General features: G+C 39.9%; 12 protein-coding genes and 1 other annotated feature. All 12 genes read left to right on the top strand.

What is annotated here, in order from left to right:
• The first annotated feature begins 287 nt into the window (after nucleotides 1-287).
• The 12 genes from HC179_RS00240 to ileS all read left to right on the top strand — a co-directional run bounded on the left by HC179_RS00240 (nucleotide 288) and on the right by ileS (nucleotide 10,935).
• Complete coding sequence (locus tag HC179_RS00240; protein WP_168862512.1) at nucleotides 288-467, top strand: hypothetical protein; 180 nt, start codon at nucleotides 288-290, stop codon at nucleotides 465-467.
• Nucleotides 468-762: 295 nt separating this feature from the next.
• On the top strand, nucleotides 763-1,692 hold the full coding sequence (gene spoIIGA / locus HC179_RS00235; RefSeq protein ID WP_168862511.1) for a sigma-E processing peptidase SpoIIGA: 930 nt from the start codon (nucleotides 763-765) through the stop codon (nucleotides 1,690-1,692).
• Between the two features lie 48 nt (nucleotides 1,693-1,740).
• Complete coding sequence (gene sigE, locus HC179_RS00230; protein WP_168862510.1) at nucleotides 1,741-2,460, top strand: RNA polymerase sporulation sigma factor SigE; 720 nt, start codon at nucleotides 1,741-1,743, stop codon at nucleotides 2,458-2,460.
• Between the two features lie 140 nt (nucleotides 2,461-2,600).
• Nucleotides 2,601-3,380 (top strand): RNA polymerase sporulation sigma factor SigG, encoded by a 780-nt coding sequence (sigG, locus tag HC179_RS00225; RefSeq protein ID WP_060665819.1) that lies wholly within the window; start codon nucleotides 2,601-2,603, stop codon nucleotides 3,378-3,380.
• Nucleotides 3,381-3,547: 167 nt separating this feature from the next.
• Complete coding sequence (locus HC179_RS00220) at nucleotides 3,548-3,808, top strand: YlmC/YmxH family sporulation protein (protein ID WP_168862509.1); 261 nt, start codon at nucleotides 3,548-3,550, stop codon at nucleotides 3,806-3,808.
• Between the two features lie 104 nt (nucleotides 3,809-3,912).
• Nucleotides 3,913-4,746 (top strand): peptidoglycan editing factor PgeF, encoded by an 834-nt coding sequence (pgeF, locus tag HC179_RS00215; RefSeq protein WP_168862508.1) that lies wholly within the window; start codon nucleotides 3,913-3,915, stop codon nucleotides 4,744-4,746.
• Nucleotides 4,743-5,429, top strand: a complete 687-nt coding sequence (locus HC179_RS00210; protein ID WP_168862507.1) for a YggS family pyridoxal phosphate-dependent enzyme — start codon at nucleotides 4,743-4,745, stop codon at nucleotides 5,427-5,429. Before pgeF ends, HC179_RS00210 begins: the two co-directional genes overlap by 4 nt.
• A 16-nt stretch (nucleotides 5,430-5,445) precedes the next feature.
• On the top strand, nucleotides 5,446-5,910 hold the full coding sequence (locus HC179_RS00205; protein WP_148986578.1) for a cell division protein SepF: 465 nt from the start codon (nucleotides 5,446-5,448) through the stop codon (nucleotides 5,908-5,910).
• Nucleotides 5,911-5,916: 6 nt separating this feature from the next.
• Nucleotides 5,917-6,186, top strand: coding sequence for a YggT family protein (locus tag HC179_RS00200; RefSeq protein ID WP_168862506.1), 270 nt, complete (start codon nucleotides 5,917-5,919; stop codon nucleotides 6,184-6,186).
• Nucleotides 6,187-6,260: 74 nt separating this feature from the next.
• The gene (locus HC179_RS00195) at nucleotides 6,261-7,034 is read left to right on the top strand and encodes a YlmH family RNA-binding protein (protein WP_168862505.1); all 774 of its coding nucleotides are present in this window, start codon (nucleotides 6,261-6,263) and stop codon (nucleotides 7,032-7,034) included.
• Between the two features lie 79 nt (nucleotides 7,035-7,113).
• A complete protein-coding gene (locus HC179_RS00190; protein ID WP_060665826.1) occupies nucleotides 7,114-7,614 on the top strand; it encodes a DivIVA domain-containing protein in 501 nt (166 codons plus the stop codon).
• Nucleotides 7,615-7,705: 91 nt separating this feature from the next.
• Nucleotides 7,706-7,940: a binding site (T-box leader), on the top strand.
• Nucleotides 7,941-8,166: 226 nt separating this feature from the next.
• Complete coding sequence (gene ileS / locus HC179_RS00185) at nucleotides 8,167-10,935, top strand: isoleucine--tRNA ligase (protein WP_168862504.1); 2,769 nt, start codon at nucleotides 8,167-8,169, stop codon at nucleotides 10,933-10,935.
• Nucleotides 10,936-11,265: the final 330 nt, after the last annotated feature.

The following is an 11,265-nucleotide window of genomic DNA, read 5'->3' as shown; positions in this document are numbered from 1 at the left end:
AGGAGAAGGGAGGACCTCATGGTCATCATGAAGACTTCAGTAAGCAGGAAAAAGGAGACGAGAAGTCTTCATCGTCGCTATAAAGACCTGCGTGGGGAGGAAAAAGGAGAAGGGAGGACCTCAGTGTCAGCATGAAGACTTCAGTAAGCAGGAAAAAGGAGCCGAGTAGTCTTCATCGCCGCTATGAAGACCTGCGTGACGAGGAAAAAGGAGAAGGGAGGTCCTCATGGTCATCATTAAGACTTCAGTAAGGAGAAAAAAGGAGCCGAGAAGTCTTCATCACCGCAATGAAGACCTGCGTGACGAGGAAAAAGGAGAAGGGAGGTCCTCATGGTCATCATGAAGACTTCAGTAAGCAGGAAAAAGGAGCCGAGAAGTTTCATCGCCGCTATGAAGACCACCATGACAAGGAAAAAAGAGAAGACCTCCCTCCCAATGAAGATCTTTTGACCACAAAATACCATTGAAATGGTCAAAGAGGATACGCAAAGGCAAATTCCAACCAATATTTCAAAGCTGCTGGAACCGTGATCTAAGCATCATCCCGCGGAAAGCGAAGCTATTTGCGGAAAGGAACAGTCATGAATAACCAAACAAAAAGTACTTTTCACCATCTTTTCTACCCCTAATCTTCCTCTCCGACAAATAAGCAAAAAAACTTTCAAAAATTGTATTCTACCATCGGCAGGAACTGACAGACTTTCTAATAGTAGTGATTTATACTAGTTTCAAACATAAAAAGGTATAAATGAGGGACTAAAATTGACCGTATATTTAGATGCGATCTGGCTACTGAATTTCGGGTTTGATTTACTGCTTTTGAAGATTACCGGTATCATTCTGAAGAGAAAAATGGTGACTTGGAGATTGATGCTAGGGGCATTTTTAGGATCATTAATTGTCGTTCTCATGTTTACGCCATTACAGGCACTAGTTGCAAATCCGTTTGTCAAAATGCTTTTCTCCCTCACGATTATACTTGCAGCATACGGGTTTCATAGGCTCAGGGTTTTTCTAGAAAATTTGATTGTATTCTATGTTACTACCTTTTCGGTTGGCGGAGGTATGCTTGCTGTTCATTACGCTTTGCAAGTAGATCAGCGTTTCGCCAATGACACTATTCGCAGCTTGACCACCGGACTTGGAGATCCAATTTCATGGATGTTTGTCCTCATCGGTTTTCCGATCCTTTTATACTTATCAAAGAAGCAATTCCATGCAGTAGAAACAAGAAAGTTCAAATATGACCAATTGGCCAATATCTCCATTACCGTAGAAAAGGAAGTGATTTCGTTACCAGGTCTCTTGGACAGTGGAAACCAGTTATTAGATCCTATTACCAAAACCCCTGTCATGATTGTGGAGGTGGACTCTCTTCAAGCATTTATCCCTCAAGAAATAATACAAGCTATGGATTCCATTGAACAAACTCAAGGTTGGCCAACATTTTCAGAGGAAACTAAATGGGTGGATAGAATAAGGATCATCCCATACCGCGCAGTTGGAAAAAGTACCAGTTTGATGCTTGCAATAAAGCCGGACAAAGCGGTCATCCATCATGATGGTAAACAATACGAAACAAATAAATTTCTTCTTGGACTGACTAAAACAACCCTCTCTTCGGAAGGGGATTATGTATGTATCCTCCATCCAAAAATGCTACAGGGAGAAGTGGTTGAGCAGGTTTCATAATTCTATATTCACAACCTACACAAGTATCAGAAAAAGGGAGGAAATATTTTGGGGAAACTGAAGATTAAGATTACTTATTTGTGGTATAAATTATTAATCAAATTAGGATTAAAGACAGATGAAATTTATTATATCGGGGGAAGTGAAGCACTGCCGCCTCCTTTATCGAAAGAAGAAGAGGCCCACCTTCTCATCAAATTGCCTAATGGAGACCAGGCAGCAAGATCTATTTTAATTGAACGAAACTTGAGACTTGTTGTATACATTGCAAGAAAGTTTGAGAACACGGGTATAAACATCGAAGACTTAATTAGTATTGGAACGATCGGATTGATTAAAGCTGTAAATACGTTCAATCCTGAAAAGAAGATTAAATTGGCAACTTATGCTTCCCGTTGCATTGAGAATGAAATTTTAATGTATTTGCGCAGAAATAATAAGGTTCGATCTGAAGTATCATTTGACGAACCATTAAATATTGACTGGGATGGTAATGAATTGTTGCTTTCAGATGTGCTTGGTACCGAAGAAGACATCATCACAAAAGATTTAGAAGCAAATGTTGACCGAAAGCTACTACTCAAAGCCCTAGAACAACTAAATGATAGAGAAAAGCAAATCATGGAATTACGCTTTGGCCTAATAGGCGGTGAAGAAAAAACACAAAAAGATGTTGCAGATATGCTTGGAATTTCTCAATCATATATATCCCGTCTAGAAAAACGTATTATTAAAAGGCTCAGAAAAGAATTTAACAAAATGGTGTAAAAAAATTTTTATACAATAATCCTAGTGTTGATAAGGATTGTAATTATTTGTCAGAATAGATAGATTTCTGCATATGCATATTTTTCCCTCCTGAGGAGATACTTAACTCTGAACAGCAACTCCTGTTAGGAGGGGAAAGAATGACACGTAATAAGGTAGAGATCTGTGGAGTAGACACCTCTAAGCTTCCTGTTTTGAAAAATGAAGAAATGAGGAAGTTGTTTCGCGAAATGCAAAGTGGTGAACTTTCTGCTCGTGAAAAGCTTGTTAATGGCAATTTAAGGCTTGTATTAAGTGTTATTCAACGGTTTAACAACCGTGGAGAATTTGTCGATGACTTATTTCAAGTAGGTTGTATTGGATTGATGAAATCTATTGATAACTTCGATTTAGGTCAGAATGTTAAATTTTCTACATATGCAGTACCGATGATTATCGGGGAAATCAGACGATACCTTCGTGACAATAATCCAATTAGAGTGTCGAGGTCGTTACGTGATATCGCCTATAAAGCACTGCAGGTGAGAGAAAGATTAATGAGTGAAACATCTAGAGAGCCGACAGCAGAAGAGATTTCAAAAGTTTTGGAAGTACCTCATGAAGAAATTGTTTTCGCCCTTGATGCCATCCAAGATCCTGTCTCATTGTTTGAACCAATATACAATGATGGAGGAGATCCTATCTATGTTTTGGATCAGATTAGTGATGAAAAGAACAAAGATATCCAATGGATAGAAGAGATTGCTCTTAAAGAAGGAATGAGACGTCTGAATGATAGGGAAAAACTCATCTTGAGAAAACGTTTCTTTCAAGGTAAAACACAGATGGAAGTTGCTGATGAAATCGGAATTTCGCAAGCTCAAGTATCTCGCCTGGAAAAGGCAGCAATCAAGCAGATGAATAAGAATATTCAAAGCTAATGCAGGAAAATATAAAAAAAAGTTCCAGGATCCAATAACTAAACGGATCACTGGTTCTTTTTTTTGGACAAGTTAATGTTTGAAACAAAACTTTTTTCTTTTCTCCTCATGAAGTTCGATGCATCTATCATATAGTTAAGTATAATAGCTAAAATGGGGGAATGAACATGGTGAAAATATCTGATTTTCAAATGAAAGATGTGGTAAGTGTTTCAGATGGAAAAAAACTTGGTAATATTGGCGATATTGACATAAACCTAACAAATGGAAAAATTGAGGCTATCATCATTACCGGAGGCGGAAAGGTGTTAGGTTTTTTTGGAAAGGATGAGGAGGTCGTAATTCCATGGCGAAATATCGTCAAAATTGGTGCAGATGTTATACTTGTGCGTTATCAAACAAAAATAGAGACCGCATATGAGGAATGATGGGCGAAAATTACTGTCGAATGGGACAATATAATTCAATGTTAGTAGAAAAATGTGGTACAATATGAAAGAATATGAGTGTAACAATAAAGAAGGTGTCATAAATGACCGAGCCATTTGTTCTGGAGAAAGAACAAGCACTGTCACTCCCCGCTTGGAAAAAGAAAGATTCCAACTTGATTGTCGGATTTACGACGAAAAATGGAGGAGTCAGTGAAGGACAATTCCGTACATTGAATATGGGGTTGCATGTCAAAGATTCAGTTGAAGCTGTTTGTCAAAATAAAGAGATTTTGGCAAGTCACTTGGATATGCCTACAGAAAATTGGGTAGGATGCGACCAAACACATGAAGATAAAATCATAAAAGTAAACAGCCAGGATAAAGGTAAAGGTGTATATTCCTACAGCACTGCTTTGGCAGGAACAGACGGCATATATACAGATTGTGAAAATATTTTATTAACACTATGTTTTGCCGATTGTGTGCCATTGTACTTTTATTCCAAGGAGCATGCTTTAGTTGGGATTGCTCATGCCGGCTGGAAAGGCACCGTGAAGAATATTGCCGGCAACATGATTAATCGATGGATGGAAGATGGCGTTACCATTGATACGATTCAAGTTGCCATTGGACCAGCTATTTCGGCACAAGCATATATTGTGGATGATCATGTTGTTAATAGAATAATCGATGCACTTCCTGGTGTAGAAAAGGGAACATATATGAAAGAAGTTTCAAGCGGGCAGTATGCTCTTGACCTTAAAAAAGTCAATTATGAACTTCTTTTACAAGCTGGTGTGAAGGAGAAAAACATTCTTTGCAGCTCTTTTTGTACAAGCTCTAATGAATCCTTATTCTTTTCCCATCGTCGGGATAAAGGAAAAACAGGAAGAATGATGAGTTTTATCGGTTTGAAAGGTGCGGATTTTGAATGAACGAACAATCAGTCAAATTAAATCTTTCCGAAATTCAGCAAAATATCAGAGAGGCCTGTGACCGTGCCAATCGTTCAATGGAAGAGGTAAAGATTATTGCCGTTACAAAATATGTATCAACAGAGCGTGCAGAAGAGGCCATTACAGCAGGTGTAACGGATCTTGGGGAAAACCGTGATGATGGTTTCTTAAAGAAATGGGATTCGATATCTAATCAAGCAACGTGGCATTTCATCGGCACCTTACAATCAAAAAAAGTAAAAAATATCATTGATAAGGTGGATTATATACACTCCTTAGACCGCAAGTCCCTAGCAGAAGAAATACATAAAAGGGCAGAAAAAATCGTTAAATGCTTTATTCAAGTAAACGTTTCAGGGGAAGATTCAAAACACGGGCTATCGCCGGATGAAGTTCCGGGATTTGTAAAAACACTCTCAGATCTCCATAACATTAAAATTGTTGGATTAATGACAATGGCTCCTTTCACAGAGGAAGAAGAAATGTTACGAAAGTGCTTCCGCGGTTTGAAGTCTTTGCAACAAGAAATTCAATCGATGAACCTACCGTTTGCGCCATGTACAGAATTGTCCATGGGTATGTCCAATGACTACAAGATTGCCATTGAAGAAGGTGCAACATTCGTCCGGATTGGAAGTGCGCTTGTAGGAAACGAACAATAATTTGGAGGTGTAAGGTATGACGATAAAATCAAAATTTAAAAGCTTTTTTGCTTTAGATGATGAAGAATATGAGTACAAAGAATCGGAAGTATACGAGGAAGAAGAAATGGTAGAGGAGCCGAGAAGAACAAGATCGGGGACTACTCAGCCTGCTTCAAGGCAAAATGTTGTCAGCCTGCAGAGTGTACAGAAGACATCCAAAGTGGTTCTTTATGAACCTAGATCCTATTCGGAAGCACAAGACGTCGCCGACCATTTGAAGAACCGTCGCGCGATCATCGTCAACTTGCAGCGGATTGATATGGATCAGGCTAAGCGGATCGTAGACTTTCTAAGTGGCACCGTATATGCCATTGGGGGAGATATCCAGCGCATTGGACAGAATATTTTCCTATGCACGCCAGACAATGTGGATGTATCTGGGTCAATTTCTGAGATTATGCAGCAAGAACAGGAAGAATATACAGACAAGAGGTGGTAGACATTCATGGGTACATTTTTTAATTATCTTGATCAGTTAGTTTTCATTTATACGTTAGCGTTAATCATTTATATCTTTATGTCTTGGTTCCCTGGCGCAAGGGAGTCATCCTTTGGTAGGATCTTAGGAAGAATATGTGAACCATACCTTGACATGTTTCGCCGCATCATCCCGCCACTTGGAATGATTGACATTTCACCAATCGTCGCTATTTTTGTGTTGCGATATGCAGTATTAGGGCTCGAAGCTTTGTTTCGTATGATAGGTATATATTAATATTAAAAGTAGGGAATCTCGCTAATACGATAACGAGTTTCCCTTCTTAACTTTTGTAAGAGTAGAGTGATAATATGAGTATTTATCAACATTTTCGTCAAGAAGAGCATGATTTTATCGATCAAGTAATGGAATGGAAGGAGACTGTAATCGAACAGTATGCTTCAAAACTTACGGATTTCCTTGACCCTCGTGAGCAGGAAATTGTGAAGAGTGTAGTAGGAAATAATGAGGATGTAAAGCTTGCTTTCCATGGGGGAACAAAAGGTGCCGAAAGAAAACGTGCCCTCTTATATCCACCTTATCTCGAACCAACTGCAGGAGATTTCCAGCTAAAAGCTTATGATCTTTCCTACCCCGAAAAGTTTGTGAAGATTGAACATCGCCAAGTGCTGGGATCTTTAATGGGTATTGGACTTAAAAGAAATAAATTTGGGGATATCTTTTTTCACGATACCACTATTCAAGTTGTAGTTAGCTCAGAAGTAAGTGCGTTTATTGAGCTGCAATTACAAGAAGTGGGAAAGGTGAAGGTGTCTTTGAATGAGATTCCTCTAGAGTCTCTAAAATCTACTGAAACAAGCTGGGACGAAGTTTCTACGACAGCTGCATCCTTGCGATTGGATGTCATGATTGCGTCCATCTACAACCTTTCTAGACAAAAGGCGCAATTAATGATTGATGCTAAAAAGGTGAAGGTCAACTGGAGGCTTGTCGAGCAGACATCTTTTGAATGTCAGGAAGGGGACATCCTTTCTGTAAGGGGATTTGGAAGAAGTAAACTTTTGACTATAGATGGAAAAACCAAGAAAGATAAATGGAGAATTATTTTAGGAAAACAAAAATAATTTCTTGATTGGCAGGAAAACAAAAGAGTATGTCGAATAATGTTAAGTAACAGTAGAGATTTTAATGGAGGTGGCATCAATGCCCTTAACACCACTTGATATTCACAATAAAGAATTTAACAAGGCTTTCCGCGGCTACGATGAAGATGAAGTAAATGAATTTCTTGATCAGGTAATCAAGGACTATGAGATGATTCTGCGTGAAAAGAAAGAGCATGAGGAAAAGGTCAAAGAATTGAATGACCGACTATCTCACTTTAACACGATTGAAGAAACGTTAAATAAGTCCATTCTTGTAGCACAAGAATCAGCAGAAGATGTCAGAAGAAATGCTCAAAAAGAAGCAAAGCTGATTATCAAGGAAGCTGAGAAGAATGCAGACCGCATCATTAATGAATCCTTATTAAAGTCAAGAAAGCTACAAGTGGAAATAGATGAATTAAAGAAACAATCAAAGATTTTCCGCAACCGCTTCAAGATGCTAGTTGAAGCGCAACTGGAGCTGATCGACAACGATGATTGGGAACACTTAATGGAATACGAAGAAAAAGATAAAGAATTAGAAGAAAGTGGAGTATAACCTTGACGATATAAGGTTATATTCAGTATAATAACGAAACAAATCAAAGTTTTTTCATACAATAAATACATGCACTTATTTTTATAAACTATTTAAAGCGTTGATAGGGACAGTAGTTTCTCTTACCACTTATTATAGCGAACTGGGGACGGTGAAAGCCCGGTATAAGAAGAGAAGTGAAGATCACCCTAGAGCACGGGACTGAACGCATAATGCCTGTAAGTCTTGTCGTCACATTCACGTTACGAATGCTAAAGCGGACTAATTGCCATCAAGCAGTTACGTCAATTTAGGGTGGTACCACGGGAGATCCTCTCGTCCCTTTCATGGGATGAGGGGATTTTTTTATTTTTGAAGATTTTTTAGCTGTTGATTGAAGCAAAGGGCGAAGACTCCTGTGGGAGATAGCGCTAGGTGGAGCCCCGCAGGCATAGCCAAGGAGGCTCTCGTCAGCCCCTACGAAAGCGAAGCCCAGTGCAGAAATGAACAGCGGCGTTGATCAATACCCTTATTTTATGAAAAAACAAAAACGTGAAAGTTGGAGGAAAGAACATGGAATATAAAGATACCTTATTAATGCCTAAAACCGAATTCCCAATGCGCGGAAACCTACCAAACCGCGAACCACAACAGCAACAAAAATGGGACGAAATGGACATCTACAAAAAAGTGCAAGAACGCACAAAAGACCGCCCAATGTACGTCTTGCACGACGGGCCTCCATATGCAAACGGAGACATCCATATGGGTCACGCACTCAACAAAGTCCTAAAAGACTTCATCGTCCGCTACAAATCAATGAGCGGTTACCATGCGCCATATGTACCTGGTTGGGATACACACGGTCTGCCAATTGAAACAGCTCTTACAAAGAACAAAAAAGTAAAACGCAAAGAAATGTCCGTAGCAGACTTCCGTAAATTATGTGAAGAATATGCTTACGACCAAGTCGACCGTCAACGTGAGCAATTTATGCGCCTTGGAGTACGTGGAGACTGGTTCAATCCTTATATCACACTAAAACCTGAATATGAAGCACAGCAAATCAAAGTGTTCGGAGAAATGGCGAAAAACGGACTGATCTATAAAGGTTTAAAGCCTGTTTATTGGTCTCCTTCTAGTGAATCTGCACTTGCAGAAGCGGAAATCGAATATCAAGATAAACGTTCTCCTTCCATCTATGTAGCCTTTAAGGTAGAAGACGGAAAAGGCGTACTAGATGGATCAGAAAGCTTCATCATCTGGACGACCACTCCATGGACCATTCCTGCTAACCTTGGAATTGCTGTGCATGCGGATCTAGATTACAATGTTGTCGAAGTAAATGGCAGTAAGTTCATCATCGCGACAGAACTTATGGAAACTGTATCTAGCACACTTGAGTGGGAAGACGCAAAAGTTGTGAAAACACTTAAAGGGGCAGAATTAGAGCATGTAGTTGCGAAACATCCATTGTATGACCGCACTTCATTAGTAATGCTTGGTGACCATGTTACGACTGACGCAGGAACAGGCTGTGTTCATACTGCACCAGGTCACGGGGAAGACGACTTTATCATCGGAAAGAAGTATGGCCTTGACGTATTGTGCCCGGTTGATGCGAAAGGTAATATGACAGAAGAAGCACCAGGATTTGAAGGACTTTTCTATGACGAGGCTAACAAGCCGATTACAGAAAAGCTACAAGAAGCAGGAGCACTTTTAAAGCTGAACTTTATCACGCACTCTTATCCACATGACTGGCGTACGAAAAAGCCGACCATCTTCCGTGCAACCGCACAATGGTTTGCTTCCATTGATAAAATCAGGGACCAATTGCTTGAAGCAGTGGCAGAAACTAAATGGGTACCAGCATGGGGTGAAACTCGCCTTTACAACATGGTACGTGACCGTGGAGACTGGTGTATTTCCCGTCAGCGTGCATGGGGAGTTCCAATTCCTGTGTTCTATGCAGAAAACGGCCAGGAAATTATCACAGACGAAACAATCGATCATGTATCTGCTTTGTTCAGAGAGCATGGATCTAATATCTGGTTTGAAAAAGAAGCGAAAGACTTGCTTCCAGAAGGTTTCACACATAAAGGAAGTCCAAATGGCACTTTCTTTAAAGAGATGGATATCATGGATGTATGGTTTGATTCCGGTTCGTCCCATCAATCTGTTCTAGAAGAAAGAGATGACCTGCAACGTCCTGCTGATCTTTACCTGGAAGGTTCTGACCAATATCGCGGATGGTTCAACTCCTCCCTTACAACAAGTGTAGCTGTAACTGGAAAAGCTCCTTACAAAGGAATCTTGAGTCACGGTTTCGCACTTGATGGAGAAGGGCGCAAGATGAGTAAATCATTAGGTAACGTCGTTCTTCCTTCTAAAGTGATGAACCAACTTGGTGCAGATATTCTTCGTCTATGGGTAGCTTCTGTTGATTATCAATCTGACGTTCGAGTGTCTGATAATATCTTAAAGCAAGTAGCTGAAGTGTATCGTAAAATCCGTAACACCTTCCGCTTCCTGCTTGGTAATCTTGCTGACTTTGATCCGACTGTAAATGCGGTGGAAATGAAGGATCTTCGTGAAGTGGATCGTTACATGATGGTCAAACTTAACAACCTAATCACGAAAGTGAAAAAGTCCTATGAAGAATATGAGTTTGCTGGTATCTATCATGCTGTTCACAACTTCTGTACGATTGAATTGAGTTCATTCTACCTTGACTTTGCTAAAGACATCCTTTATATCGAAGGCAAAGACCAGCATGACCGCCGTGCCATCCAAACTGTTCTTTATGAGACATTGCTTGCTCTTACCAAACTTGTGACACCAATCCTTCCTCATACAGCGGACGAAGTATGGTCACACATTGATTTTGTAAAAGAAGAAAGTGTGCAACTGGTTGATATGCCGGACGTATTGTCTGTTGACGGTGCAGATGCGATTGAAGAAAAATGGGATAAATTTATGGCACTTCGTGATGATGTGTTAAAAGCGCTAGAGGTTGCCCGTAACGAAAAAGTGATCGGTAAATCCCTTGCAGCTAAAATCACTTTATATCCGAATACCGAGACTAAGGCACTGCTTGATTCTATCGAAGAAAATGTACAGCAACTATTTATCGTTTCAGGATTGGAAGTTGCTGGCGTGAAAGAAGAAGCTCCACAAAGTGCGCAACAATTTGAAGGAGTAGCCATCTCCGTTACACCTGCAGAAGGCGAAACTTGTGACCGCTGTTGGGTTGTCACACCGACAGTTGGAGAAGATAAGGACCATCCAACATTATGTGTGCGTTGTGCATCTGTTGTTAAAGAAAATTATAGTGCTTAATACTTGAAGAAAGGACCTGCGCTGACAATAGTTGGCGCAGGTTTTTATTTGTGATGAAGCTTGTATGGGGATTGTGTAGTCATACAGGTTGAATGAGGACAAATTTCTCCGTATTTTAAAGGAAGAGGTAGTCATACGCCATGAATGAGGACAAAGTTCTCCGTATTTTAAAGGAAGAGGTAGTCATACGCCCCGAATGAGGACAAAGTTTCCTGTATTTTAAAGGAAGAGGTAGTCATAGGCGCCGAATGAGGACAAAGTAGCAAGCATTTCAAAGGAAGAGGTAGTCATACGCCATGAATGAGGACAAAGTTTCCTATATTTTAAAGG

This window comes from Bacillus sp. RO1 (genome assembly GCF_012524115.1).
Taxonomy (GTDB): Bacteria; Bacillota; Bacilli; order Bacillales; family Bacillaceae_I; genus Sutcliffiella_A.
This window is presented reverse-complemented; position numbering and strand designations above follow the sequence as displayed.

What these genes read in the sequence shown, in the direction of transcription:
- HC179_RS00210 (WP_168862507.1), top strand. Translation starts at nt 4,743, where the DNA reads ATGAACGAACAATCAGTCAAATTAAATCTTTCCGAAATTCAGCAAAAT.
- HC179_RS00240 (WP_168862512.1), top strand. Translation starts at nt 288, where the DNA reads ATGAAGACCTGCGTGACGAGGAAAAAGGAGAAGGGAGGTCCTCATGGT.
- pgeF (WP_168862508.1), top strand. Translation starts at nt 3,913, where the DNA reads ATGACCGAGCCATTTGTTCTGGAGAAAGAACAAGCACTGTCACTCCCC.
- sigG (WP_060665819.1), top strand. Translation starts at nt 2,601, where the DNA reads ATGACACGTAATAAGGTAGAGATCTGTGGAGTAGACACCTCTAAGCTT.
- HC179_RS00200 (WP_168862506.1), top strand. Translation starts at nt 5,917, where the DNA reads ATGGGTACATTTTTTAATTATCTTGATCAGTTAGTTTTCATTTATACG.
- HC179_RS00205 (WP_148986578.1), top strand. Translation starts at nt 5,446, where the DNA reads ATGACGATAAAATCAAAATTTAAAAGCTTTTTTGCTTTAGATGATGAA.
- HC179_RS00220 (WP_168862509.1), top strand. Translation starts at nt 3,548, where the DNA reads ATGGTGAAAATATCTGATTTTCAAATGAAAGATGTGGTAAGTGTTTCA.
- HC179_RS00190 (WP_060665826.1), top strand. Translation starts at nt 7,114, where the DNA reads ATGCCCTTAACACCACTTGATATTCACAATAAAGAATTTAACAAGGCT.
- ileS (WP_168862504.1), top strand. Translation starts at nt 8,167, where the DNA reads ATGGAATATAAAGATACCTTATTAATGCCTAAAACCGAATTCCCAATG.
- HC179_RS00195 (WP_168862505.1), top strand. Translation starts at nt 6,261, where the DNA reads ATGAGTATTTATCAACATTTTCGTCAAGAAGAGCATGATTTTATCGAT.